Genomic DNA, 25,571 nt, shown 5'->3' with positions numbered 1-25,571 from the left:
GCATCAATCATCGTCGTCTCCATGCTCTTGATCTGTTCCGCACGCCCCACACACTTCTTTATCGTCAATGTCATCGTAATCGAGATCAAAAAACCCTTGAGTTATGATTAACTCTTTTTGCTCTTCAGTAAGATGGTGTCTATTAGCTTCTAGCCACTGCTTTCTTTGAGAGCGGTCAGGCATTATTGAAACGCTTTCAACTACTTTTCTTTCTTGATCATTATCAAAAACCCAATTCGGATTAGCCGCATAACTTCCAGCATAAGGTAGATGAACGTCTACGGTTCCAAAACACTCCGAATCAGATCCGGAGTTACAATGTACGGTGATTTTTTTCATATTGGATATTTTGCTGATTAACGTTGAGCACTAAGAATTCATATTTCTTCAGTTTGAACACAATAAGTCAAGCGATACTGTAACCGAAATCAATGCGCTAGCCTTCGTACAGAAAACAACATCCCAACGGCTGTAACCCTTGAATCGTATCCGTTGAGTCGAAAAAGAAAAAGCCTCCGATCCAACAGGAGACACGGCCCACCTGAGCCGTGTCTCCTGCACTGGAGGGAACGAGTCACCCGACAACACGCTGCTCAGAGCCAACCCTGTTCGGCAAACGACATGCCCCGCCCCTCACCGACGATGATGTGATCGAGCACCCGCACCTCGATCAACGCCAGGGCGTCCTGAAGCTTGCGGGTCAAGGTCCGATCGGCCTGGGACGGGTCGCTACTCCCCGATGGATGGTTGTGGGCGAAGATGACCGCTGCCGCTCCACTTTCGATGACGAGGCGCACCACTTCCCTGGGATGAACATAGGCCGTGTCGATGGTACCGCGAAACAGTTCCTGGTAGCGCAACACGCGATGACGGTTATCGAGCAACAGCACCGCGAAGACCTCATAGGTCAGTCCGTAGAGACGCAACTTCAGGTAGTCGCGGGTGGCGTCCGGACTGGTGAGGGCCTCTTGAGCGACCCGATAGTGCCGCTCCAGACAGTCGATGGCCTCGGCCACCAGGGTGCGTTCGGTAAAACTCAGGGTGGGACGACGCTGGGCATCAGACTCCAGCACCCGCCATGGGTTGGGATGGGACATGATGGATCTCCATGAAGGATGGAGACGCCGGCCCCTGACAGGCCGACTGTCTCCAGGGATGGATGAAGGACGGGACTAGGCGAGCAGTAGGTGCTCGGTGATGTGGAACAGTTCGCGCTTCAGATCGGCGATGTCATTGATGCGGATGGCGTGGGGAAACACTCGCGAGACATCCACTTCAATGCCGACACCGAGCATCTGAAGACCCGCTGCCGTGGCCTGTCGGATCAGGTCACGGGTACTGTCGATGTCGTTTGGAACCCCATCGGTGAGGGTCAGGATCACCTTGCGCGCTTCCGGACGTCCCAAGAGATCCGCCGCCGCAAACCACAGCGCACCGGTCATCGGGGTACCACCCCGTCCACGTTGCACGAAGGCTCCAGCACGGGTGGCGACCCGTTCACCGTGCCCCAGCAGACCGGTGATCCGATCCTCCTGACCCTCGATCCCTGGAAACGCCGATACCGCACAGGACACGCCCTTGATCGGTTCCAAGGCCAAGGCCAGGGCCAGTGCCGCGTCCAACGCCAGGACATCCTGACCACCGGCCATCGACCCCGACAGATCGATCAGCAGATGCAAGGCCGTATTTGGGGCGGTCTTGTGATCCCGGAGACGAAAGATCCGTGGATTGCCCACACCGGCGCGATGCAGATGGGTACTCGACAACGCCCGTCCGCGTGGTGTGATCTGGGTCTGCTCCAAGGTCTGAGCCTCGACCAAGGCGTGCAAACGCGCCGTCAGCTTGGCCGAATGGATCTTCGCTCGCTGCAACGCCGACTGACCCGGATGGGGTTCACCCCGAAAGCGCTCCATGGTCGGCAACAGGGTCGGGGCATAGACGCTCTGCGCCCCCAAGGTTTCGGCAACGGTTTGAAACAGATCCTCGGGGAGTTGGTGTTCACCCGCCTCCAGCGTCGACTGAAGGGCGTCCTGCATCGCGCTGGATACCAAGTCCGTACTCGATGGCGTGGTCTGTCGTCCCGCTGTGGTGTCCACTGACGCCGGATCGGTGTCCGTGTTCGACGTCGATTGACGCCTGGGGTTGGTCGTGTGCTCCGTGGCCTCAATCCTGTCCTGATCTTCCGCTCCGGTTCCAGTCGCGTCTTGGGGATCAGATTCAGTGTCCTGGGACGTGGGTGAATCCGCTTCAGCCTCGGCTCTGGATGACGGATCATCACGGTCTGTCCCACATCCCGGACGGCTTTCCGGCGGCTCGCCCTCCCCGGTGTCGGCTGCTGTCGACGTCCCGGAATCCTCCGGCTCCTGGGATTCCTGCTCGATCAGGGCAATGATCCGTTGCGCCAGGGCGATCGTCTCCGCTGTACTCGTGAGGGTGGGGATCTCGGTCAGCAGTCCATGCAGACGCGGCACGAAGCGGGAGCCAAACACCTGACGCATGACCTGATCGGCGGTCTGTGCGTGCCGGGTGAGCGCCGATTGCCGACGGTAACGTGCTCGGGACAGAGCCAGCAGTCCATTGACCAGAATCTCAGAGGGTGTGTTGTTCGGCGTGACAGGTGAGAGTCGACCCTGCGCGATCAGGGTCTCGACCACCGTATCCAGGGTCTGGCGCGTCCCCGGATAGTCCCGGATCATCGCCTGCTCGATGCGGACATCTTCCAGGATGTTCTCGATACAGCGACCCAGCGCCGTGGGATGACGGGGATGGTTGAAGTCGGTCAAGCGTACATGCCCGGCTTCATGGGCCAGATAGCCAAAGGCCAGGGTGTGCGCCTGAGCGGTGTCGGCGAGCGTCGGGATCTGGATCATCCGCCCATCGGTGTGGGCCTGATCGCCTCCGACCTGAACCGGGATACCGAAACGACGCCCATAGGCCGCCGCCACGATCGGCAGGGCACGGGTCAAGGTGTGCAGGGACATGAGGATCTCCACATAAAAAAAGGCGCTTCACCCCAGGGATGAAGCGCCGGATCAGGGAAGGGAACGAACGGTGTCGGTCTGTCAGGGATCAGAAGAAGAAACTGCGGATCTCGGACTCGTCCGCTGTGACCAACGGACAATCGACGGTGTGAGCCTGATCCGCCCGCTCCGGAAGTCCCCGTGATGGGGGAACGAACATCGGTGTGGACGCGGCAAAGGTCGCCGCCAAGTGTTGCTGAAGGGTCCATTGACCGGCTCCATGCCGGGCCAGACGTTCAGGATCGGCCAGTAACAACGCCAGTCCCATGCCTTCATTGAACAGCGCCCCGGTGATGGGCGCGGTGTCCGGCAGCCGTCCCAACCAGTCATCCAGGGTGTCGACCACCGGCTGGATTCGCGTATCGATGAAGGACAGACAGGCCAGCTTGTCGCGGATACGTCCAAAGGTACCCAGCGCCCGCCGATGGAGTCGGTCACGGCCCTCAAAGCTCCCGTCCAGATCACGGGCCATCTGTGCGACCTCGGCAAACACGCCATCGCCCAATCCCTGGATCTCGTCCTCCAGCGTTCCCGACTGTTCAGCCGGAGTGATCTGCACCAACTGATAGCCGAAGCGCAACCGACCGGCCACAAGGTTCGCCGGTTCAATCGCCCGACGAATCGGCGCTTCCCAGGCCGGGAGACTGGCGATCCAGGCATTGAGCGCCTGGTCGTAGCCCGACAGAAAAGTCTGCGTTTCCTGATCGAACTCGGTTTTGAGGTGCGCCAGTTGCTCGGCCACCGACTCGGCGTGAACCTTGGGCACCGCATACCCGCCCAGAAAGCGGGTTCCGACCCGCAGACAGGTCCGTTCGGCGGCCTGCTTGAGGCGATGGAAGCCCTTGAGGGTGTCGGGATCACAGATGCGTTTCGATCCCAGCGACACCAGATCCTCGGGTGGAATCTCGGTACCGAGCTTGAGATCCTCGGCCCGCAGCTTTTTGCGACCCGACCAGATGGAGATCGACAGAATGATCAGTGTGACCTGATCGGTGAGTGTGGTCAGTGTGGGGTTGACGTGCATGGCGTATTCCTCAATGACACGACGACGCACACGTTCGCCCAGCGGCGAACGTGACGCCGCTGTGGGCGATGAAAGGTTTGGTCAGAAGTAGAAGCTGTCGTCGGTCGGACCCAGCAGGTCCGAGAGCTTCAGGGCGGGACGACGACGATCTGGCGTGGAGGATGGAGCCGATGACGTGGGACGTCCCTGCGCATCGAGCCAGACCGCACCGACATAGGTGTACCCCTGACGGAGCTTGGCCCGTGCTCGATCCAGGGTCACACGCAACGGTTTACACTGGAATTGCCCCAGGTGTCGGGCTGGTCCCCAGCGAATCTCGGTCTCGCCGTTACCCAGATCCCGATAGGCCCACTCCTTGGACCGACCATCGGGATGCCGGAACCGATACAACTCGAAGCGGTTCATGGCGTCGTCGTCCAGTAGTCGCCGAAGATGTCGGCACAGAGACGATGAATGGCCTCCCGCTGCTCGGGTTCGGCCCGTGCGGTCAAGGCTTGGCTCAGGGCATAGGCAAAGACATTGGGCGCGCCCTTGAAGGTCAGACTCAGAGACGCCCAGCGCACCAGGGTCCGGGTACTGAGGGTCACGGTCAGTTCCGGTTCGCCTTCCTGACTGCCCTGGAACAACCGTCGTACTTCAGCGGCCACCAACAGCATCTTGTCGATGATCAGTTCCGGCAGCTTGGGAGCGGCGGCCTGGATCACCGCCTTTTCTACCTCCGGCTCCGGGTACCGGACCTCGATCACCCGGAAGCGGTCCATGAACGCCAGATTCTGACGCTGGACCCCTTGATAGAGTCCCGAACGATCCCCGGCTCCCGCCGAGTTGCCGGTGACGAACAGCCGAAAGCGTGGATGCGGTCGGATCACCTCACCGCCGTTTTCAGCAATCACCAGCGGTTGACCCTCGATGATGTCGTTCAATCCAGCCAGTTCCGCGGGGTCCATCAGGTCGATTTCATTGAGGATCAGGATGTGACCCTCACGCACCGCCACCGACAGCGGACCATGGACGAACTGGGTCGAGCCATTGACCAGCACGAACTGACCGATCAGGGCACTGAGTTCCAACCGGCCATGACAGGTCACGGCCTGGACCGGCCAATTCAACCGCGCGGCGATCTGTGTGACCAGACTGGTCTTCCCCGCTCCCGAGGGACCGGTCAGAAACAGTCCATCGCCACGGGCCTCATGCAGATAGGCCAGCACATCACGCAGCAGCTCGGGACGAAAGACATAGGGTTGACGGATGGGGATCTGCGGATGCGTCGCATCGGCGAATCCCTGGACCTCCAGCTCGGGACGGGCGTTGACACCAAAGGTCGTGGCGACAGTGAACGATTGGGTAGACATGAATCCTCTCCAGTGTTGAACACCAACACGCACAGACGCCCGTTCCCTGGAGCCGTCTCCAGAGATCGGAACGCTGTGGGTTGGATCGGTGGGGGGTTAGAAGTAGAACGAAGGAATGGTTGAAACAGACGCACGGACAGGTTCGGCGTCTACACCTGTTGCAGGGGCGTGCAGCGTCACCTTGACCCGCTCACTGGCGGGTTGGCGGAAGCGTTCCAAGCGTGAAGCCTCCAGAGTCGGAGCGATGTCGGCTAACAGGGCGCCATAGTCGACGGCCCCGGATTGCAGATAGCGTGTCACCCGTACCCCGGCATAGTCGGCCTGACGGGAAGTGCCCATCAGGGTCACGAATTGCGCCTCCAGGTCGCGCAGCCGTTCCTGAACCGCCTTGAGCGGGGGTTCCAGACGCTGACGTTCCGCCTTCAAGGCGTGGTAGTCCTGGGCTAGTCGGGTCCAGGTCTCGCGCTCGGTTTCAGACGGCTGATAAGCGTCGCGGGTTGGGTCCGTAACCGGAGCCTGTCCGGTTTGGATCAAGTCCCAGAAGGTCAGACAGGCCGGAACCAGTTCGTCCTGAATGAAGGATTGATCCCGTGGCAGACAGAACTCCAGCGCCTCCAGTCCGTCGCGACAGGGATCAAACACCAACCAGCCTTGGGTCGCTTCCGTGACATAGAGTTGGAACTGCAACTGACACCACGCCAGTCGGTAGGCCGTGGCCTGATCGCCCTGGTCGCGGATGGCCTCATAGGTCGCCACCGTGGGTACCTTGAGTTCGACCGGTTCACCCAGGGCCGAGAGTCCATCGAGCGAACAGCGCAACACCGGATACTGACTCGATTCGGCACACAGCGGCATCAACAGTGTTCGATGCCGACGTTCAAAGCCCTGACGCACCGTGTCTTCCAGGGCGATTCCCCGCTGAACCACGGGGTTGGTACGCAGATCCTCCGGGGGATGCAGACCGGTGCGTTCGGCCCACAGTTGCCAGGGCGTCTTGTACGGCGAGCGCCCGAGAATGATCGGCGACTCCGACGCCGTGATCCCCAGGGCACGCCAAGCGTGCCACTCGGGAGTGCGTTGACGATGATCGATCGTGTGCATTCGAGATCTCCAGGCCGTAAAAAAGGCCAGTCATCCGGGGATGACTGACCTGAAGAGGGTTGAGAGAGCGGTTTGATAAAAAGGATTGAGAGAGCGGGATGGGATCAGGCCGCTTCAGCGGTCGGCGACAGGGCCTGTTCCTGGGCACGTTCCAGTCCCTGGAGCGCATAGCTCAGGGCCTCCCCGGAGAACCGCTGGTGAAAGTAGTCCTGGGCCGCGTTCCACGCTTGGCTGTTGGCCGCCCGTTCGATCAGCGCATCGATCTGAGCCATCCAGTCCGGCGTCTCAGGTGGGTCGACGGGGGTGTTGTCGGTCGAAACGGACGGCGTGTCGACCAGGATCTCTTCGGGTTCGAGTGACTTGCCGGCCATTTCCTCGGCGGTATAGTCGGCTTCCTCGGGAAACGCAGCTCGCAGACTGGCGGCCTTGGCACACTTCAACAATTGTCCCCGTGGTCGCTTGATCCACATGGCGGTTGGCACCTCGGAGTACGCCCCGCCCGAGCGTGAGTAGGTTTCCAACCAGTACACCCGTTCGGAGAACGGACAACGCATCCCGTGCAGCAGACGGTAGACCGTCACCTCGCACCATTCGGGAAACGTCACCTCGACCTGAGCGTCTTGCCAGTTGCCGTTCGTTTTCACCCGTCCCTGAAAGGTCCGGTTCTGATCGGGACCAAACTGCGCCGGATCGAGACCCGCATACTGACCGGTCCGTGCGGCGGTGATCTGCACCTCATTGATCCCCGGCCAGATCGTTTCGACTTCACGACCCAGCCGCTTGCTCCACATCGGCACGATGTTGACCGGACGCTTGAGCACATCGAGTCCGCGTGCCTGACAGTAGCGCACCGCCAACAGGATGCCCTGGGCGGTGTTGGCGTTGGGAAAGATGCTCTCGGTGAGCACCTGCCAGGTGGTGGTATCCAGTCCGAGTGCGCTCAGGGTCGTCTCGGGAACCTGGAGACGGAGATCAGGACTGGACGGTTGCATGGACTGAGCCATGATGAACCTCCATGGAAAACACGGGACCGTGGTCCCGTGTGTGAGGGTGGGATTAGAACGGCGCCTCATCGGCCTCGATGACCAACGGCTGACGCTGGGGATCGAGACCCCAGTACGGCGGCTGATCACCGACGGGTAAGGCCACCTCGGGACGATGCAGATGCAGCGTGATCTCCCCGATCAGGGCGTCGTGACAGTCGAACAACAACAGCGATTGCCACCAATGCATTCGCCCCTGGTGTTCAAACGGTCGCCCGTCGGCGCTGACCTGGATCTTCGCCACGGCATGGACACTGATTGAGAGCGGCATGGCCGGTTCCTCCGAGCGCGGTGTGAACATGAACACAGTCTTTCAGGCGCGAAAGACCCCCGGATCGAACGCCTCGTCGGCGTTCGGATCGCTGAAGCGATGCCCGCAGTGCAGACATTCGCAGTTGTGCAACACCTGCGCATCGATCACCTCACCGAGTTTGGCACCCGCCACCCCACCGGTCGTCGCTCCCAGCAAGCCACCCAGCAAGGCTCCGGCAAAACCTCCCAGGGTCGCTCCCATCGGACCAAAGGCGACCAGACCGACACGACTGCCCACCTGAGCACCCTCCATCGCTTTGGCCGCTCCAGAGGCCGCTCCTCCCACCGTTCCCAGCAGACCGCCCATCCGTTTGGCGACATCCCGTTTGACGATTTTCATCGACTGACAGTGTGGACATGACAACACCATGACCGTGACCTCATACGTAACATGACAGGGGAAAACGCCACGCGATTGCAGCGCGATGAAATCTCAGCATTCCAGCGATTGCCGCGGACGTTTTAATACGGAGTCCGAAGACTCCTCACCTGAGATATATGTGACTGTTTTTCAGTCCGATCCAACTTTTTATGACCAGCGTGTGGGTCTGTCGCCGGGGGGGAATCGATCTGATTCGGAACCGACGCTGGAACCCTAACTTTTTTGAAAGTCGTCAGCGACGTTTGATCTGGATTTCAAGGAGGACCGCGCCTGAAAGATCCTGGTGATTCAGGGGTTTTCAGGACGAGAAACCCGAGGGGACTTCTGGAGTATATAGAGTTAGATAAGCACAACAGCTATCTGGCACAGATCATTCATAGGCTTAACAGCCCATAGAGCACTTGATACTTCATAGCGCATAAGACCATCTAACACTTTAGTACATACATCAATAGCCTATAGCGCCCTGTTCAACAGAGCTATCCATAGACCTGTTTATATCATAATCATCCTACTGATAGAGAGAGCCTGATAGAAACTCGCTAACAGCGCGCCTATAAACAGATACTTTAGTAGAGAAAAGAGACAGAGCCTGATAGCGCCAGAAGGGATACATCGCCCCATGAGCCACACAGTACATTCATACATACAGTATGAATGTCAAGACAGAGATCGAGCTAGATACATAAAGCCTCTCAGCTAGATCCAGAGTGTTACCTTTCAGTAAAAGAATCCATCCGTCCTGAAGAGTCTCAGGGCTGGATGTCCAGAGGTGCCAACGAGCGATCTTCCATCACGACCCGATCCTGATAGACGGACTGACTCCATACGTCAACGATCAGACGGATCAACCTTCCTGGTCCTGAACCTCTGTCCATCCTGTTAGACCCACGAACAGACCGAGAGCATAGAGATAAAAAAATACCTCCGCTGTCGATGGTGTGACGTGAAGATTCACGTTCCAGACCTCCCCGCCATCGGTCTTGGTTTCCTGGTTAACAACACGGTGAGCGACAGTGATGATGATCGACAATGCCAAAATGCCGCCTGAGATTTTTTATGCGCTGGATGAGAGTTTGCTGGTCAACGATCCAGGGAATGCCCAGCGTATCAGAACAGAAGACAAGGACGCCTTAGATAAAGTCAAGTGTCTCAATACCCTGATGATCGCCCTGAGCCGAAATCGTGATGTCCTGTTCCAGGTCAGACAGCGACGCGGTCAACCACGCCTCTTCATGCGTCGTGGTTCGCTAGGAGAAATCCTCTTTCGAGCGATCCGGGTCGATGCCTTAAAAATCTGTGAGCATTTTCCATTTCATGTGTTCGATCCGCTGGTGGAGTGTTTTCTCCAACACCTCAACGCCGACGAATCCTTGGTCTCCAGGGTCCAGATGTATCACGAGCACCCGGATAGCGTCGATGTGTTCAGGTTGGTGGAGGATCTCAACGAGTTTGCCAATGGGTTGCGGTTGTTCATGGCCGGTTCAGAGATGGCGAAACGGATCAAAATTCGACGGCAGGCGAGTCGAGACTTGTACCAAGGCAGCTTGAACTATATCAATTATCTGTTTGAACGCTATGCGCGACTGTTGGTGGTCCGGGTCGATTTGTCGTTTCTAACGCCGTCTCAGTGTCATGATCGTGATTGGACACCGGTGACGTTTGAAGACGCCTTAGCGTACCGTGAGCGGTTCACCCGGAGTTGGAAACGTGAACCGCTGTTTGAACATCTCGTGGGATATGTCTGGAAAATCGAACACGGCGCTCTGAAAGGGTTTCATACCCATTGGCTGTTCTTTTTCGATGGGTCCAAGGTTCGGGAGGATATGACACTGGGACACTTGATCGGTGAACACTGGAAAGTCATCGTCGGTTCACACGCGACTTACTGGAACTGCAATGTCTACAAAACCCAATATCGCCACCTGGGAATCGGACAGATCGATCATGCGGATCAAACCAAACGGCAAGCGTTACAGCGCGTGGTTCAGTATTTGTGCAAGGTCGATGACTTTATCAGTTTGAAACATACAGGAAGGCGGCGAGCCTTTGGACGGGGATGGATCAAACCCGTAACGACGGTCAAACGGGGTCGTCCACGTCAAACAGCATCGACGGATCACACGACCGACAGGTCAGGGTAGTCCAAAAAATACTCGGACGTGACATGCTTTGGCTGGAGACGACATCGAAACTTTCCAGGAGACGTCCAACTGACAGGGTGATCCAGCCAAAGCTTCCATCCCACTACGTCTGAGGTACACTATGTTCCAGATCGACGATGCGCTGTTTGACGCTTACCCTATCCTCCGGGACAGTCTGTTGCAGCGTCAATATAACAAGCTTGAAGAACCCTTACGTTACATCAGTCGGGATCAGGACGGACTCGATGCCCTGATCCGTGTGGTCGAACTCGGATTGGCCTTAGACCAACACCAACATGGCGATCCATTGTTCACGTTGCAGCGTACACTTCAGGGTCAAACGTATCTCGATGTCAAAAAGCACCCACTGGGTTTAAAGCTCTATCAGGCGATTCGGTTTGATGCCCCTCTGATCCGTCGCCATTTTCCGCAGCATGAGTTCGATCCCTGGGTCTCCTGTTTCCTGCGACAGGTCGAACAGCCGCCTGATCTTCAGGAGATTATCCAGCTCTATCGTGAGGACGCGATCACGATCGATCATCAACGTGTCTATGACGTACTCCAGACCTGTGTCGAGGCGTTACGGTCGCTCTTTCACTCCGAACCGTTCTTCCTCGACATCCAGCAACGCTATCGTGAGATGCAGCATCGTCATCAGCGGTTGCATTCCTATGTGAAGTCTCGGCTGGAACGCACGGAAAAACTGATGGTGTGTCGGATCGAACTGACTTATCGAGATCCGGTGCGCTGCTCCAGGAAACGTCGACCGTACATCACGCTGGATCAAACCTTAGACCACCAACAGGCGTTTGCCCAGAGCTTCGCCACCAGCGGTCTGTTTGAGCATCTGGTCGGCTCTATCTGGAAGCTCTCCTATGCGGCCTACAAGGGGTTTTACTACCAGTGGTTCTTCTTCTTCGATGGGAGCGCGGTGTTGAGTGGTTGGGAAATGTCCGAGCGGATCGGTCGACACTGGCGAGAACAGGTTGGGCATGAGGCCCGTTTCTGGAATCAGCATATCGATTCCGGCAAGTATCTACCCTTGGGGACGGGGATGATTCAGCGGGATCAGTGGTCACGGTGGTGCAATCTGGATCTGGCGTTACGGAATCTGTGTGTCGTCGACTACTTCATGCAGTTGCAACATCCACAGCGACGTACCTTTGGTCGTGGGTACCTCCGACGTTCTCCGGAGGTTGGTCTGGAGTATTCCGATGCGTATTCAGTCGAGCAGTCGAATATGGAACAGCATTGGAATCGGTGGCGGGCGAAAAACATCACGTAGGATTCGCCACCTATCACGCTCAGAGCGTCTGTGAGTCGGAGAGGACTGGGATCGGTTCACAGGCGCTCAGGAGGCGATAGGGGCGGTTTTAGCGGGGGCATGATAGAGTACGACGCACTCGTAGACCGTGAGTGCTTCTGAGCACGAACTTGGCCTGGTCAGAGTTCGTCTACAATGGGGATTGAGCCTCTACGGAAGAGGGGAGCGACAGACCCGCTGAGTGCTGCATCCAGGCTGTGATCCGGTATCGATTCAAAAATCTAAGTTGTTGATTTAGAATGCATGGAAACTAACTCTAAGTCAGAGAGAACCAACTCTAAAAACAAGGGAACTAACTTTTTTGCTCGATTTCTAGGATCTCCGGCCAGGATTTCTGGCCGTTAACTCTGCGTATACTATCGGCTATGACGTCCCCTTTTGCACGACGGGTCAACGACCCATTCACACTGCTGTTGGCCGCGACCAGGACGCCCAAGGATCAGGCGTTTCGCGAGCGTCTACAGAAGCTCGACCAACTGGCCTCGCAGATCGCCAAGAGCACAGGCAACCTGTTTGAGTTGGCCCAAACCCAAACCCAAGGGCAATTCAAGCCACGGGCCACTTACATCCGTGTTCGTGGCCTGGGCCATGACCTGTATCAGCAACTCCGAAATCATGTTCACATTCAGGAATGTCTCTACGACACGGATCACAAGACATACAAGTATGCGGATGTTCTCAGGATCAGTCCCATCGTCATCGCGTTTCTTGAAACCCTGAAGCAGGATTCAGGAATCGCGAATCTCTGTTTTCAGCGTTCAAAAATCACCTTTACCTCGGGCCAGTATCCGTACAACCTGTCAGCGGTCCTGCATTCCCCCGAACCGGATGCAAAGGCGGTTCAGGCATCGCAGACGCGCAGGGGAACTCCTGATACTGGATACTCCAGCCTGTCGGGACTCACGCCGGATCAGCAGCAGGAACGCGCGTGTCAGTCGCTCAATGCACTGGTCGACACACTCCGCTCCACGTTCAAAGACCCCCAATTTCAGTCACGCCTGAAAAACTTCCGACGTCGTGCCAAGGAAAACTACCAGGGTCTGATTGACTTCGCCACTAAACTCTGTGACCACTATCAGCACATCGCAGTCGTCTATGTTCGCTTTGAGTATGAGGTAAGCGATCACTCGAAGAATCGGGATATTTACGCTGATCGTCAGGCACTGGTTTCGCTCAAGAGTCCGATCAGAAAAACCAGTATCGGGTATGCTTTGAAAATCGAATATATGGACCCTAAACCCATCCTGCATGGAATGCTGTTTTATCGCGCCTCTGACACCCATCGATTAGTCCATGATTTGTTTGAGATCTACAACTATTGGTATGAACAGGCGACGTCACACAGCGGTCAGCGCCCGAACCCAACGACGTTCAATCGTCGATACATTGAGGCGCGCCACCAACGTCCCTTGCCGGAAGAGATACAATCAATCGCGACCATGATCACGAAATTCGATAACTATGCACAATCCAAGGGAAAAGGTCGAACCTTCACAAAAAGTACGCTTCCTCGAACCGTCAAGCCGTCAACCCCCGTTCTCTCGTCGTCCACATCGATGTTCCAGAGCGGTTAATTGAGAAATGCAGGATTTGTAGCCTCCGTTCTATCTGTCAATAGTTTTATCCCTACGGAGCACTGAGAGTATTTACATGCAAAACAACCCGATTACTAACGCGATTGAAGGTCAGTTAATCCACACGTTTGGCGAGTACTTGAATGATTTTTTTCACACGACTCATTTCACTCACTGGAGAAAGGGAGTTTTAAATACTCTATGTAAGTATGGTCATCAGCTTGGATGTCAGGTATTCACATCGAAAGCCCTGTGCCCGCAGGCCGAGGGTGAGGAATGGATTTATGATCTGCACTGGCGTGCGGCCAATGAATCCAGTCGGCTCGTTCGTTTGCCGTTGGTGATGCAGATGGAGGATTTTCAAGATCAAAACCCATTTTTTCACGCAATCATCACGCAGTCGGTGTTGAAATTAGCCCACGCCAGAGCCGATACCCGGTTGCTTGTCTTAGGATGTCGGGATACCCAGAGAACCCTGGATCACATCTACAACACCTTAGAGCAATTTGAGCATTATCAAGCGGGCGATCGATACGTCTTTGCTTTGTGGGATTTTAACATAAATCCTCATGCAAATAAGATGCAGGTTTTTTTGCACCACAGGTAAAATCATCGATCACGCACGATACTTTCATTCAATCGACGTCAAAACAGTATCTGCACATGCGACACGCACCACAGACTGAACAAATTCAACAGCGCGTCTGGAGTTTTTTTAAAGATAATTTTTCCAGATATATTGATTACCAAAAAATCGATCGCCGATCCGAAATCAAACGTTATATCTTATGGGAAATCGGATCTTATGCCCATGACTTTGGCTACAAAACCTATGCGGCAAAAGAGATCGGTTCTTGCGTGCGGGGTGAACCCTGGATTTACGATCTGCATTGGGGGGCAGACAGTGAATCCTGTCCGCTCATTCGCTTGCCGTTGGTGATGGAAGTCGTCTGTGATGAATGGAATCCCAGTCAGGATCAAAGAATCATCGATGCTTTCTTGAAGCTGATGCAGTCAAAAGCCGATATTCGTTTGATGGTCTTTGAGCGCACCGATGTACAAGAAATGCAGGAATACTTGTGCACGCTTATCGAGCAGTTTGAGGGTACGCAACCCGGAGATCGCTACTGGATCATAGGGTGGGATACTCTCCCTCTCAGCCCCACTGGACTGAAGTGTCTGGATTACCGGGCTTAAACCCTGATCGTCGACGCCGCCTGGAACCTCCCGCTACGAGGTTCCAGGTGGAGCGGCGAAGTCCCTGACCCGCGTGCTGTTGTCGACAGGCCGCTTGTCCGTATCCAATTGATCAGCGGCGGTCTGCCAGACAACGGATGGGGTTCGATAGCTGGATCAGGAGCAGGCGTTTCAGTGAGTTTCAGGAGATCCGATCATGACGCGCTCGGAACTGATCACGCAGATGGCCAACCGGCAGGAGCATCTTCCTGAAGCCGATGTAGAGGTCGTGGTGAAGGCGCTTCTGAATCTGTTGCGGGAATCGTTAGCTAACGGTGAACGGATCGAGGTGCGTGGGTTTGGAAGCTTTTCCTTGCACTATCGACCTCCCCGTCAAGCGCGTAACCCCAAGACTGGCGAGACTGTCTTTACCGCAGGCAAGCATTACCTGCATTTCAAGCCGGGTAAGGAGTTGCGGGAACGGGTAAACTTCGTTTACTTCTAAGATCAAACACAGCGCTATAAAAACTACAAGATCAGATCGCCTTCAGGTGCGTTTGAAAAAATTTCAGGGATCTGATCTCTGCAAAAAAAGTAAACCCTATATTGCAGTAGTTGGCTGCTCAACGACCTTGTCAACTAACAGAGAGTTTGGATCTGGATGATTGCGGATTGAATCATCTATAGGCCCTCTTCCCGACCAGGATTTATTGGTTTCAAGGTTGAAATACTTCTTTCCTTCAGGGGGCTGTGGAAATTTAGGCTTTTTCTCTTTTGTGGCCTGTGATGTTTTTTTGATTTTTTCTGGATATTTTTTGGCAATAGCAATATCAGAGATATCTATCTCATAGGTATTCATCAAGTCCAAAATATCATTTAATGCTTTTTGCCGAGAGCCTAAATTGGATTCCTTAATTTTTTCCTCGATTTCTTTTTTTTGTTTTTCAATTTCTTTCTCTTTTTCTTCGAGTTCTCGCTTTCTTTGCAAGAGATGTTCGGTAGGATCAGTTTCAGAGTGAATCATGTTTTCGCTCAATGTTTGGTTGTTTATTTTTAGAACGTTAAGCGGTTGAGAAGAAAGCTATCTATCATAAAAAACGATACTTGACAAGAGCATTCTGTAAACCACATCCAAACGTTTCCAGCCGCATGTCCCGTCGACCAAACACACACTTGAAACCCTTTGCCCCAAGAACTGAGCGAAGTCTCGTCGAGTTTGCGATCAATATCCGCCGCCCACAGGTTACGGGAAACCTATGGACAAACCCAAACATATCCGGTATCGAACCAGATCCGACGACCGTACCGAAGGTGGCTTACGGTACGGCTTGCGCGCTTTCAGTCTGTTCCCGTAGCGCCTCATAAAGCTGTGCCGGTCCAAGCAGGATGTCCTGCAACCCCCGGCGTACCTTCTCGGAATCCAGTGCCTGTTTGCTCATGGTCGTGTGGGCGGCAAAGGCATCGATGATGGCGTTGAGCAGTTCGTTCGACAGATCGGGTGAGTTGGCGAACTGTTCCTTGGTGTTGTTGGACGCCTGTTGGATCAGGGTCTTGGATTCCAGCAGCTTGCCCTTGAGGACATGATTGACGTAGACCAGTTGGTCATCATCGGTCAGGTCGCCTTCAAACAGATCATTGACTTTGGCGATGATCTCTCTGAGTCGGGCTTTTTCCTTGTCCTGTACCGTGCCGGTGCCACTCTCGCCGAGCGGGGTGAGCGTGCTTGTTTCGCCTGCTTGCAGGACGAGGGAACGCTGACCCTGGCGTTTCAGGGTGTGATGGGTAAGCACGATCTTGGACAGGTCGATGGTGTCGCGTTCGCGTCCGAACTCCAGGAGCGGCAGGAGCCTACGGTAGAAGATGAAACGCTTTTCGATCGCGGTGTTGCCATAGTCGAAGATTTGCGAGAGAAAGGCATAGACCCGCTGGAACGTGCCCAGATCCTTCTTGAACAGCCGCAGGGCATTCAAGGCGTCTTGCGCCTCTTTGATCGCCGCTGCGTCGTCCTTGGCCTTGGCGCTCTTGAGCCGGTTCTGGGCCGCCTTGTATTGCTGCAACAGCCTGGAGGCCACCGGTTCCAGCGCTGCCGTCAGGTCGCTGTGCTTGGCTTTGGGGTTGAACTCGACCTCGACTACGCGGTTGACCTCGAAGTCGTCATAGAACCCTGCCGCGTCCAGCTTACTGCGCAGGTTGAAGATCAGGTTGGGATCGGTCACGCCGGAGAGTTCGGCGGTTTCGTAGTACGCCTTGAAGGCGTCAAGGATGTCCTCGGGATCGTTGACGAAGTCCACCACATAGGTGGTGTCCTTGTTCGGATAGGCACGGTTAAGCCGTGACAGCGTCTGTACCGCCGCGATGCCGGCAAGCCGCTTGTCGACATACATCCCACACAGTAGCGGCTGATCAAAGCCGGTTTGAAACTTGTTGGCGACCAACAGGATCTGATAGTCGTCAGTATCGAAGGCGTCACGAATCCCCCGCCCTTTCAGGTTGGGGTTCATGGTCTGACTGGTTTCGCTGAAGGGATCGGGGCCGGACTCGGGATCGATGACGTCGCCGGAAAAGGCGACCAGGGTACCGATCGGGTAGCCCTGCTCCTGGGTGTAGTGGTCAATGGCGAGCCGCCAGCGCACGGCTTCCAGACGACTGCCGACCACGACCATCGCCTTGGCGCGTCCATTCAGCAGCGGGGCGACGTTCTCCCGGAAATGCTCCACCACCACCTGCACTTTCTGGCTGATGTTGTAGGGGTGTAGCCGCACCCAGCGCAGGATGCCCTTGAGGGCTTCGTCGCGCACCATCTCCTGCTCATCCCATTCGCGCCCCATGGTCGCCAAGCGGAACGCCAGCTTGTAAGGGGTGTAGTTCTTGAGCACATCGAGGATGAAGCCTTCCTCGATGGCTTGACGCATCGAATAGACATGGAAGGGCGCAGGCAGGTTATCCGGTCCGGCAGGTCGGTTCGGATCGGGGCGACGTCCGAAGAGTTGCAGCGTTTTGGCCTTGGGTGTGGCGGTGAAGGCGACATAGGTGATGCCTGTTTCGGCAGCCCGTGTCGTCATTTGCGCGGCCAGCAGGTCTTCGGTGCTGATCTCGCCGCCATCGGTCAACGCCTGCCATTCGTCCGCCGACAGCACGGCTTTGAGCTTGGCCGCCGCTTCGCCGGTCTGCGAGGAATGCGCTTCATCGGCGATCACAGCAAAGCGTTTGCCCTGGGTGGCGGCCAGTTCGCGCACAGCCTTCAACGCAAAGGGAAAGGTCTGGATGGTACAGACCACGATCTTCTTGCCACCAGAGAGGGCTTCAGCCAGTTCGCGGCTCTTGCTGCCGCCATCGCCTTTGATGGTGGCCACCACCCCAGCCGTGCGCTCGAAATCGAAGATGGCATCCTGTAACTGGCTGTCCAGTACGGTGCGATCCGAGACCACCAGCACGCTATCGAACAGCTTGTGATGGTGTTCGTCGTGCAGATCGGCCAGGAAATGCGCCGCCCAGGCGATGGAGTTGGTCTTGCCCGAACCGGCAGAATGCTGAATCAGGTATTTGCCGCCTGGACCTTCGATCAGCACCGTGACCAGGAGCTTGCGCGTACCGTCGAGTTGGTGGAAACGCGGGAAGATGAGTGTTTTGATCTGTTTCTTGCTGTCCTTTTGGGCGACCAGATAGCGTCCGAGAATCTCCAGCCAGGTGTCCCGCGCCCAGATGTCCTCCCAGAGATAGGCGGTACGGTGTCCGCCGTGTTCGTTGGGGGGATTGCCGGCGGCTCCGTGATCGCCCCGGTTGAAGGGCAGAAAGCGGGTGGCCGGACCTTCAAGGTGCGTGGTCATGCGGACTTCACGGTTACTCACCGCGAAATGAACCAAGGCTCCATTCGGGAACGACAGCAGGGGTTCGGCGCTCCCCTGTCCTTTGGGACGCGGATGACGGTCGAAGCGGTATTGATCGACGGCATCCTCGACCGATTGGGTGAAGTCGGTTTTCAGTTCCGCCGTGGCGACCGGAATCCCGTTGAGGAACAGACCCAGATCGAGGGCGTTTTCGTTATGGAGTGAATAGCGTAACTGGCGAATCACGCGCAGCCGGTTGGCGGCGTAGCGGGTGAGCAGATCAGGATTCATCGCCAGGGCGGGTTTGAATTGGGCCAGGGTGAGGGGGTGGCGCAGTCCGAGCAGCTCGATACCGTGGCGCAGCACGTCGAGAGTGCCGCGTTGATTGATGGAATCCCGTAGTCGTCCGAGCAGCACCTCGGCGGCCTGTGGACCGTGGTTCTTCTCCAGGGTGGCCCAGGCGTTGGGTTGAGTTGACTGCACCCAGGCCAGGACATCCGCCGGAAACAGTGCCCGTGCCCGGTCATAGTCGGCGGCATCGCCATCGGCATAGAACCAGCCCTGAGCGGCGAGGGCGTCGCAGATTTCGGTCTCGAAGTTCACTTCCCGGTGCAGGTTCATTGCGCCCAGTTTTCCGTGGCCAGTCCTGGAATCCGACCAAACTCCCGTAGATTGTTGCTGACCAGGATCAGACCGGAGGTCAGCGCATGTGCCGCGATCCACAAGTCATTGGCACCAATCGGCGTGCCGGCGCGTTCCAAGTCGGCACGGATGCGAGCGTAGCGATGGGGACTCTCGCGTGGCAGCGACAGCACGGGAACCAGTTCCACGAACCGCCGCAACCGTTCTTTGGTCGGTTGCGGATGCTGGCTCTTTTCGGCACCGAGCAGCAACTCGCCATAGGTGATGATCGACATCCCGACTTCGCCAGGGTGCAGGCTGTCGAATCGCCCCGCAACCTCTGGCGGACGCCGCTTCGCGATGTAGATGCAGATGTTGGTGTCGAGGAGATAGCGCATGGGCATCACAGGGATTCGCGGGTCTCGGGCGGTACGTCTTGGCGTCCTTCGGCGAAGAAGTCGTCGGGCATGGAAGCCAACAGGTCGAATGCCGCACGCAGGCTTGTCGGCTTCTGGCGGAGCACGATTTCGTCACCTCGGCGCAGAATCTCGACCTCGTCAACATCGAACTGAAACCCCTCGGGTAGCCGCACGCTCTGTAAGGTGCCACGGCGATCAATTTTGGCGGTGATCATTGGTTTTTTGTCTCCGTTGGGTGATCGATGCTCTGGAGCGGCGAAGGCTCCAAACCGTCGCCATCCTCATAACCCGCAGGAGTCTGTTTGGCCTGCATGGTCTTTGCGGCCTCTGGTACGTGATCGAGGGCGATGAAAATCACCTCGGTCGGACGATGGCGCAGTTCCGCCGGCACCGGAATGAAGTCTTGAGGGTCGTCGATCATCTGGCGGATGGCAAACATGCGGTGGCTCCTAATGCGTGGAATCCGAAGCGAATCCGCGCACGTCGATCTTGCCGGTGACAGCCGCCGAGATCAGGGCGGTGCGGCGTTCTTGCAGGAGGGTGATGGCGGTTTGGGCTTCGGCGGTCAGGGCATCGAGTTTGGTGGTTTCGCGGTCGAGAAAGGTGGCGATGGTTTTTTGTTCTTGAATGTCTGGGAAAGGAATACGGGCGCGTTTCAGATCGAATATGTTGATACCACGCACAGCAGCGCCTAGTGAACGTTGTTCTAACTGTACAAATACTCTCACTGACTTCATTACGAAAAGAAGCCAAAGGCTATTTACCGTTTGATCTGGTGATATTCTGGCAACATCTTGAGTGATATTCGCATCAAGCAGTTCATCTGGTACGAGTTCCGCATCTCCAATGGAACCCCTAATCGAATAAACGATGTCGCTTGGTCTAAGTCGTGCGCGTGCGTAAGGCGCTTCGATTGCTTCAGTTGTGCGGTTCAGTAACTCTAGCCGAAGCCGATGAGGTCTAACGTCTCCGCCTTTAACAATTGGCACGCCATTATCTACGTTCGGCCCAGGCAGAACGATTCCATACATGATATCCCGACCAGGGGCGGTAAGGTGTTTAAGTGGCACAATTACCCAATGCTCCGGCACCTCTCCCAGCCACTCGATGCCGGAATCCTTCATCGGCGCATCGGGGTTCAGCCCCTTGGTGACGGCATGGGAGATGACCGCCTGCCGCTTTTCCTTCAGCAGTTCGACGAGCCGTTGCTGTTCGGCAATCAGGGCGTCTATCTTGGCAGTTTCACGGTCAAGGAAATCGGCAATCAAACCTTGCTCATATACGGTAGGGATTCCAAATCGCTCGTCTAAATATGAAGCTGAGTCGAGATTCTGTATTCCAGTATTTTGTTTTATTGATTTAGTATTGAGGCGTAAAGCGTATAGGACGCTGTGCAGATAACATAAGAATCGAGGGGAGAAATTACTTCGGACTGGCATTCTAGCCACAAAGTTGGAGCAAACAGCGTTTAGATTATGATCAAATAATACAACAACGCCTACAGGTTGATTGTCGCCACCACCCGATTTTTCGATCAGTAAATCTCCGTTTTTTAATGATCTATTTAGTCGTTTTTCTTCAGATATTGAACGATAAGTTAAATCTTCAGCTCTAACTCTGTTTTTAGCGCGATCAAAATCAGCGACACGGATACAAGGTATAACATCCTCACCATTAGGATCGTCGCCCCATAAACCATTGATACATCCCTCAACCGACCATTTAAGCCGATCAAGTATCCAATGCTCTGGCACCTCCCCCAGCCATTCCACCCCACTGTCCTTGTAGCGTTCGTAGCGAGGGAAGCTCATTCGCTGACAGCCTCTGCAAAAGGATTGAGCAGCTTGACGCCGCTGCGTTCAACGTCCCGCACATTGCGCGTGACGAGGGTTAAATCATGAACGAGCGCAGTCGCCGCCAGCAGGCCATCCACCACGGGCAATGGATTCGGCACATTGATTCGCCCCCACTGTTCAGCAATCGGTAGCGACAGTGGAAGGATACGTCCTGACATGGCCGAGGTTAATTGTTCGAGCCGTGTTTCCAGACGGGAGGCTTGCTGGGGATCACGGCGACGCAAACGCTCGATGCCACAGCGGACCTCGCCGACCACCAGGACCGAGAGATACACCTCATCCATCGCCACCTCGGCAAACCAGCGTTGCACGCCTGGGTCGATTCTGGAGCGTTTTTGCAACTCCGACCAGACATTGGTATCGATCAAATATCCCACTCGACATCCCTCCGCCCAAAATCACGCGGACGTTCCAGATCCGCCGCTGTCAGTCCCTCGGTCACGCTGGAAAACAGGTCTTTCAAGTCCGTCTCGGATGGGCTGGACGGTTCCCACAACAGCAGCACGCGCATCCGCACGCCGTTTGGCGCCGTATCCGGTAACTGGATACGATGGTTTTCCGAGACGGCTTCAAATTCGATGGCTTGCATGGTCGTTTCCTCGCTTCAGGCCGATAGACCCTCGATCATGGTCAGGATGCGATCCGTGCAGCGTTTCAGGTCGGCATCGATGTCGGCCAGCGGGCGTGGCGGCTCGAAGACGTAGAAATGCCGGTTGAAAGGGATCTCATAGCCGACCTTGGTCTTGTCGTGATCGATCCAGGCATCCTGGGCATGGGGTAGCACCTCGCGCTGGAAGTAGGTCTCCACGTCTTCGGCCAGCGGGACATTCTCGGTGTCGCGCCGGCTGGTGTCCGGTTGCGGCTTGCCCTTCTGCTTGCCCTTGAGGCCAAGCACGATGTTCCCGGCTTCGTCCCGCAGCGGACGCTCGACAGTGATGGTGCGATAGCCGAAGTCGCTGTTCTTGAACAGGCGTGAGATCGGCTTCTTGCCATCGTATGCCTCCCGGCACTCACCAAACAGCCGGGTGATCTCAGCGATGTGCGCGTCCGAGAGTTCCTTGCGCTTGGACCCCAGACTCTTGCGCATCTTCTGCCACAACCCGCTGGCATCGATCAACTGGACCAGCCCCCGGCGATGCTCGGGCTTACGGTTGGAGAGAATCCAGACATAGGTCGAGATGCCGGTGTTGTAGAACATATCCGTGGGCAAGCCGATGATCGCCTCCACCAGATCGTTTTCCAGCACATAGCGACGGATCTCACTCTCACCCGATCCGGCCCCACCCGTGAACAGCGGCGAGCCGTTGAGGACGATCCCCAACCGGCTCCCTCCATCAATAGCGGGTCGCATTTTAGAGATCAGATGCAGCAGGAACAGCAGCGATCCGTCCGAGACACGCGGCAATCCAGGACCGAAACGTCCGCTGAAGCCCAGGGTCTCGTGTTCCTGGCGGATCGCCTTCTCGACCTTCTTCCACTCCACCCCAAACGGCGGATTGGACAGCATGTAGTCGAAAGTGCGCTGCGGGTGTCCATCTTCGGAGAAGGTGTTGCCGAAGACGATGTTGGCGACATCCTGCCCCTTGATGAGCATGTCGGCCTTGCAGATGGCGTAGGACTCCGGATTGAGTTCCTGACCGAACATGGTCAGTCGCGCCTCCGGGTTGTGTTCCTCCAGATATTCCCCGGCCACGGATAGCATTCCACCGGTGCCTGCCGTGGGGTCGTAGAGGGTGCGCACCACGCCGGGTTTGGCCAGTACCGCGTCATCTTCGATGAACAGCAGGTTCACCATCAAGCGGATGACTTCACGCGGAGTGAAGTGTTCACCGGCGGTTTCGTTGGAGAGTTCCGCAAACTTTCGGATCAGTTCCTCGAACACCAGACCCATCTGGCTGTTACTGACCCGGTTTGGGTGCAAGTCCACCTGAGCGAAGCGTTCAGTCACCTGATACAGCAGGTTGGTTTTGGCGAGGCGGTCAATCTGGGTCTGGACGTCGAACTGCTCGAAGATGTCGCGGACATCATCCGAGAATCCGTGTAGATAGGACAACAGGTTGGCCTTGATGTGATCCGGATCGCCCAGGAGTTTCTTCATGTCCAGGGGCGAGACGTTGTAGAAGCTCTGACCGGACACGCGCAGCAGGAAGAGTTCGGGGTTCACCCCCATTTGCCGTTTGGCTTTCTCTTCAGCGAGCACCGCGTCTTTGGTGGATTCCAGGACGCAATCCAGACGACGCAGCACGGTGAAGGGCAGGATGACCTTGCCGTAGTCGGATTGCTTGTAATCGCCCCGCAGCAGATCGGCCACCGACCAGATCAGGGCAGAAAGATTCGTCTGATTCATGCGTACTGGGTGTCGGCTCTTGGATGTCTATTGAACGACTGACTTATTCATGGAAATGACGGATGTAAAACCATCAGGCCGCGCCGTTTCTGGTTTACAGGAATCGTATTTCGTCACAGCAAAAAAGGATTAATGATTGTCAAACGATTTTCAATGTTCTGTCCGTGCTGCATGTCTTCACTGAAGAGCGTGGAGCATCCTGCATCAAGCGCGGCAGCGACGATCAGACTGTCCCAATAACTAAACGAATATGTTTCCCGTAATTTCGAGGCCAGCGTATGTTGTACTGCACTGGATGGATAAATATCGCAGTCTCGATACCAGTCCTCAATGATTGTTCGTAGCTTTGCCTCCGCGATACCGGCTTTTTTTAGCAAATTGCTGCTAGCTTCACGAATCACCTGAGAGTTAATCAAAGGTCGTTGCAGCGCAAGGACAAAACTGGCGGCTTGTACATGCTTTGGATCATCTTCATGAGAAACCAGCGCATAGAGCCAGATATTCGTATCGACAAATACTTTAGCGGGCATTCGCTTCTTCTCGACTCAACGGCTGGAAATCTTTCACACCTAATGGGTTATTGATCCATTTGGCCAATGCTGTTTCCGCCAGGGTTTTCGGGGCGATCGTGTTATTTTGGTTCCGTTGTGCAAGAAACTTGGCGAAATCAAGCACCTCGATCTGTTTCTCTTCCGGAAGTTGCTCCAGGGTTTGAATCAATTCAGCGTAGCCCATGTTGATCTCCTGGCGTGTTGTGTCATGTTGAAAGCAGGTCAAGATGTATCTTTGATGGGATTTGTTCAGGGCGTCCTGTCCAGTCAGAAAGGAACGCGGTTCCTCATCACGGTTTTCTTTGGAGATATACCACCGTTTAGATCAGAAACTCAGGATATGTGTTCCTGATAGCCATGTTGCCGACGTCGAGCGCGAATCTGCCTGATCCTGGTCAGTCCAGCTTCTTGCGACTCGACCCAGACGATCCGCTGACCGCCCAGGTGCGAGCCGATCCCACCCCAGCACTGGAACAGTGTCCAGTCCCCCAGGAGATCCTGAAGTAGCTCCACTTGGTAGTAGCGCTGCTTCTCAGGGTGAATCCATCGGAGACACATCGGGATTATCTGTAATTTTACACAAATCTACATTTAATTATTTGTGTTTTTGTGACTTTGTACATAGTCACAAATCAGGCTATTTACAATCTCACTGATCGTTCGCCCTTGGTCGACAGCAACACGCTTCAAGTCGCGTTTGAGTGGTTTGGGGAGATCCACGCTCAGACGCTCAGTATCACGCACAGCTTCCTTTAAGGTTGAGGGTGCGGCTTTGGGCTTAACCTTAAACTCCATCGAATGCCTCCAGAACACGATTAGTAAGGAGTCGGATTTCGTTAGCGGCTTCGCTTGCCGCATCCATCGCCTGCACGGTAGTTCCTTCTGTAATGGCACGCGCATACAGCGTGCGGTCATAGATCGTATGCGGCAACAACGGTAATCCGTAACCTTCAACAGCACGGCGCATCTCGCGTGCTATCGAAGTATTTTTCTTCGCTCTAACCACAACGAAAGCCGCTGCTGGTCGACCGTCAGTTGCTTGCTGGCGAGCCTGGATCACATCGACCAGTGGAGCACAGGCCCAAAGATCCAGGGCTGATGGTTGAACTGGAATCAGGATCATATCGGCTGCCTTCACGCCGGATGCAACCATCTTTTCGACCTTAGAAGCCCCATCGATCACGATCCATTGGTAATCACCGCCGATAGCCTGAAGTTCGCGATCCAGTGTTGGGCGGTCAAGTCCGATCACTGGCAGGCCGGACGATCCAGCCGCGCTCCAGTCGCGGGCCGACCCTTGAATGTCCGCATCTACAAGCAAGGTACGGCCATGCTCCTTCAATGCATAGGCTAAGTGTATGGCCAACGTAGTTTTTCCTGAACCTCCCTTGGGGTTCAGAACAGCGATAACATTTGGCATTTTGTGCGCTTGTTCACTTGGGGTTATGTGGTTTTGATTATGTACCCATAAAAACATTTGCACAAGTTAACATAAAAT

General features: G+C 55.6%; 30 protein-coding genes. 6 read left to right on the top strand and 24 right to left on the bottom strand.

Annotation, left to right across the window (positions count from 1 at the left end; translation table 11 throughout):
• Nucleotides 1–3 precede the first annotated feature (3 nt).
• The 10 genes from ALVIN_RS17730 to ALVIN_RS16255 all read right to left on the bottom strand — a co-directional run bounded on the left by ALVIN_RS17730 (nucleotide 4) and on the right by ALVIN_RS16255 (nucleotide 8,192).
• Nucleotides 4–339: a hypothetical protein gene (locus tag ALVIN_RS17730; protein WP_148217654.1), complete on the bottom strand. Its 336-nt coding sequence runs from the start codon at nucleotides 337–339 to the stop codon at nucleotides 4–6.
• A 254-nt stretch (nucleotides 340–593) separates the two neighbouring features.
• A complete protein-coding gene (gene radC, locus ALVIN_RS16295) occupies nucleotides 594–1,097 on the bottom strand; it encodes a RadC family protein (RefSeq protein ID WP_012979597.1) in 504 nt (167 codons plus the stop codon).
• A gap of 75 nt (nucleotides 1,098–1,172) precedes the next feature.
• On the bottom strand, nucleotides 1,173–2,981 hold the full coding sequence (locus tag ALVIN_RS16290; RefSeq protein WP_012979596.1) for a VWA domain-containing protein: 1,809 nt from the start codon (nucleotides 2,979–2,981) through the stop codon (nucleotides 1,173–1,175).
• Nucleotides 2,982–3,069: 88 nt separating this feature from the next.
• Complete coding sequence (locus ALVIN_RS16285; protein ID WP_012979595.1) at nucleotides 3,070–4,044, bottom strand: DUF3150 domain-containing protein; 975 nt, start codon at nucleotides 4,042–4,044, stop codon at nucleotides 3,070–3,072.
• Nucleotides 4,045–4,125: 81 nt separating this feature from the next.
• Nucleotides 4,126–4,449 carry a hypothetical protein gene (locus ALVIN_RS16280; RefSeq protein WP_012979594.1) on the bottom strand — a complete coding sequence of 108 codons (324 nt, stop codon included), beginning with the start codon at nucleotides 4,447–4,449 and terminating at the stop codon, nucleotides 4,126–4,128.
• The gene (locus tag ALVIN_RS16275) at nucleotides 4,446–5,396 is read right to left on the bottom strand and encodes an AAA family ATPase (protein ID WP_012979593.1); all 951 of its coding nucleotides are present in this window, start codon (nucleotides 5,394–5,396) and stop codon (nucleotides 4,446–4,448) included. Before ALVIN_RS16275 ends, ALVIN_RS16280 begins: the two co-directional genes overlap by 4 nt.
• A gap of 96 nt (nucleotides 5,397–5,492) precedes the next feature.
• On the bottom strand, nucleotides 5,493–6,497 hold the full coding sequence (locus tag ALVIN_RS16270; RefSeq protein WP_012979592.1) for a YqaJ viral recombinase family nuclease: 1,005 nt from the start codon (nucleotides 6,495–6,497) through the stop codon (nucleotides 5,493–5,495).
• 104 nt (nucleotides 6,498–6,601) lie between these two features.
• Entirely contained in the window at nucleotides 6,602–7,501 is a 900-nt protein-coding gene (locus ALVIN_RS16265; RefSeq protein WP_012979591.1) for a recombinase RecT, read from the bottom strand.
• A 52-nt stretch (nucleotides 7,502–7,553) separates the two neighbouring features.
• Nucleotides 7,554–7,811, bottom strand: coding sequence for a hypothetical protein (locus ALVIN_RS16260; protein ID WP_012979590.1), 258 nt, complete (start codon nucleotides 7,809–7,811; stop codon nucleotides 7,554–7,556).
• A 42-nt stretch (nucleotides 7,812–7,853) separates the two neighbouring features.
• Nucleotides 7,854–8,192, bottom strand: a complete 339-nt coding sequence (locus tag ALVIN_RS16255; RefSeq protein WP_317623711.1) for a hypothetical protein — start codon at nucleotides 8,190–8,192, stop codon at nucleotides 7,854–7,856.
• Between the two features lie 1,061 nt (nucleotides 8,193–9,253).
• On the opposite strand from ALVIN_RS16255, the gene ALVIN_RS16790 reads away from it, so the two are divergent.
• The 6 genes from ALVIN_RS16790 (at nucleotide 9,254) to ALVIN_RS16220 (ending at nucleotide 14,957) form a co-directional block, all read left to right on the top strand.
• The gene (locus ALVIN_RS16790; RefSeq protein WP_012979588.1) at nucleotides 9,254–10,378 is read left to right on the top strand and encodes an inovirus Gp2 family protein; all 1,125 of its coding nucleotides are present in this window, start codon (nucleotides 9,254–9,256) and stop codon (nucleotides 10,376–10,378) included.
• Nucleotides 10,379–10,499: 121 nt separating this feature from the next.
• Entirely contained in the window at nucleotides 10,500–11,663 is a 1,164-nt protein-coding gene (locus tag ALVIN_RS16240; RefSeq protein WP_012979587.1) for a YagK/YfjJ domain-containing protein, read from the top strand.
• 452 nt (nucleotides 11,664–12,115) lie between these two features.
• Complete coding sequence (locus tag ALVIN_RS16235; RefSeq protein WP_148217653.1) at nucleotides 12,116–13,276, top strand: hypothetical protein; 1,161 nt, start codon at nucleotides 12,116–12,118, stop codon at nucleotides 13,274–13,276.
• Nucleotides 13,277–13,352: 76 nt separating this feature from the next.
• Nucleotides 13,353–13,883, top strand: coding sequence for a hypothetical protein (locus tag ALVIN_RS17375; protein ID WP_012979585.1), 531 nt, complete (start codon nucleotides 13,353–13,355; stop codon nucleotides 13,881–13,883).
• Nucleotides 13,884–13,939: 56 nt separating this feature from the next.
• On the top strand, nucleotides 13,940–14,473 hold the full coding sequence (locus tag ALVIN_RS16225; protein WP_012979584.1) for a hypothetical protein: 534 nt from the start codon (nucleotides 13,940–13,942) through the stop codon (nucleotides 14,471–14,473).
• 196 nt (nucleotides 14,474–14,669) lie between these two features.
• Entirely contained in the window at nucleotides 14,670–14,957 is a 288-nt protein-coding gene (locus tag ALVIN_RS16220; protein ID WP_012979583.1) for an integration host factor subunit beta, read from the top strand.
• A gap of 96 nt (nucleotides 14,958–15,053) precedes the next feature.
• Here the strand turns inward: ALVIN_RS16220 and ALVIN_RS17370 are convergent, their stop codons facing one another.
• From ALVIN_RS17370 to parA, 14 genes are all read right to left on the bottom strand, one after another.
• The gene (locus ALVIN_RS17370; RefSeq protein ID WP_081442771.1) at nucleotides 15,054–15,476 is read right to left on the bottom strand and encodes an H-NS family nucleoid-associated regulatory protein; all 423 of its coding nucleotides are present in this window, start codon (nucleotides 15,474–15,476) and stop codon (nucleotides 15,054–15,056) included.
• A 292-nt stretch (nucleotides 15,477–15,768) separates the two neighbouring features.
• Nucleotides 15,769–18,900, bottom strand: a complete 3,132-nt coding sequence (locus tag ALVIN_RS16215; protein ID WP_012979582.1) for a type I restriction endonuclease subunit R — start codon at nucleotides 18,898–18,900, stop codon at nucleotides 15,769–15,771.
• Nucleotides 18,897–19,298 (bottom strand): type II toxin-antitoxin system tRNA(fMet)-specific endonuclease VapC, encoded by a 402-nt coding sequence (vapC, locus tag ALVIN_RS16210; RefSeq protein ID WP_043796539.1) that lies wholly within the window; start codon nucleotides 19,296–19,298, stop codon nucleotides 18,897–18,899. The genes ALVIN_RS16215 and vapC overlap by 4 nt, the downstream gene beginning before the upstream one ends.
• A gap of 5 nt (nucleotides 19,299–19,303) precedes the next feature.
• Nucleotides 19,304–19,534, bottom strand: a complete 231-nt coding sequence (locus tag ALVIN_RS16205) for an antitoxin (RefSeq protein ID WP_012979580.1) — start codon at nucleotides 19,532–19,534, stop codon at nucleotides 19,304–19,306.
• Nucleotides 19,531–19,758, bottom strand: coding sequence for a hypothetical protein (locus ALVIN_RS16200; protein ID WP_012979579.1), 228 nt, complete (start codon nucleotides 19,756–19,758; stop codon nucleotides 19,531–19,533). The genes ALVIN_RS16205 and ALVIN_RS16200 overlap by 4 nt, the downstream gene beginning before the upstream one ends.
• Nucleotides 19,759–19,768: 10 nt before the next feature.
• A complete protein-coding gene (locus ALVIN_RS16195) occupies nucleotides 19,769–21,130 on the bottom strand; it encodes a restriction endonuclease subunit S (RefSeq protein WP_012979578.1) in 1,362 nt (453 codons plus the stop codon).
• Nucleotides 21,127–21,552, bottom strand: coding sequence for a type II toxin-antitoxin system VapC family toxin (locus tag ALVIN_RS16190; protein WP_012979577.1), 426 nt, complete (start codon nucleotides 21,550–21,552; stop codon nucleotides 21,127–21,129). The genes ALVIN_RS16195 and ALVIN_RS16190 overlap by 4 nt, the downstream gene beginning before the upstream one ends.
• A complete protein-coding gene (locus tag ALVIN_RS16185) occupies nucleotides 21,540–21,764 on the bottom strand; it encodes a hypothetical protein (RefSeq protein WP_012979576.1) in 225 nt (74 codons plus the stop codon). Before ALVIN_RS16185 ends, ALVIN_RS16190 begins: the two co-directional genes overlap by 13 nt.
• Before the next feature lie 15 nt (nucleotides 21,765–21,779).
• A complete protein-coding gene (locus ALVIN_RS16180; RefSeq protein WP_012979575.1) occupies nucleotides 21,780–23,522 on the bottom strand; it encodes a type I restriction-modification system subunit M in 1,743 nt (580 codons plus the stop codon).
• Nucleotides 23,523–23,635: 113 nt separating this feature from the next.
• Nucleotides 23,636–24,052 (bottom strand): PIN domain-containing protein, encoded by a 417-nt coding sequence (locus ALVIN_RS17365; RefSeq protein ID WP_012979574.1) that lies wholly within the window; start codon nucleotides 24,050–24,052, stop codon nucleotides 23,636–23,638.
• Complete coding sequence (locus ALVIN_RS16175; protein ID WP_012979573.1) at nucleotides 24,042–24,257, bottom strand: DUF2281 domain-containing protein; 216 nt, start codon at nucleotides 24,255–24,257, stop codon at nucleotides 24,042–24,044. The genes ALVIN_RS17365 and ALVIN_RS16175 overlap by 11 nt, the downstream gene beginning before the upstream one ends.
• A 149-nt stretch (nucleotides 24,258–24,406) precedes the next feature.
• Nucleotides 24,407–24,631 (bottom strand): WGR domain-containing protein, encoded by a 225-nt coding sequence (locus tag ALVIN_RS16170; protein WP_012979572.1) that lies wholly within the window; start codon nucleotides 24,629–24,631, stop codon nucleotides 24,407–24,409.
• A 33-nt stretch (nucleotides 24,632–24,664) separates the two neighbouring features.
• Nucleotides 24,665–24,868, bottom strand: a complete 204-nt coding sequence (locus ALVIN_RS18350; RefSeq protein WP_012979571.1) for a ribbon-helix-helix domain-containing protein — start codon at nucleotides 24,866–24,868, stop codon at nucleotides 24,665–24,667.
• Nucleotides 24,858–25,493 (bottom strand): ParA family partition ATPase, encoded by a 636-nt coding sequence (gene parA / locus ALVIN_RS17355; protein WP_012979570.1) that lies wholly within the window; start codon nucleotides 25,491–25,493, stop codon nucleotides 24,858–24,860. The genes ALVIN_RS18350 and parA overlap by 11 nt, the downstream gene beginning before the upstream one ends.
• Nucleotides 25,494–25,571: the final 78 nt, after the last annotated feature.

Source organism: Allochromatium vinosum DSM 180 (assembly GCF_000025485.1).
In the GTDB taxonomy this organism is placed as follows: Bacteria; Pseudomonadota; Gammaproteobacteria; order Chromatiales; family Chromatiaceae; genus Thermochromatium; species Thermochromatium vinosum.
Note: the sequence above shows the minus strand (reverse complement) of the source record. Positions and strands in the feature narration are given on the sequence as shown.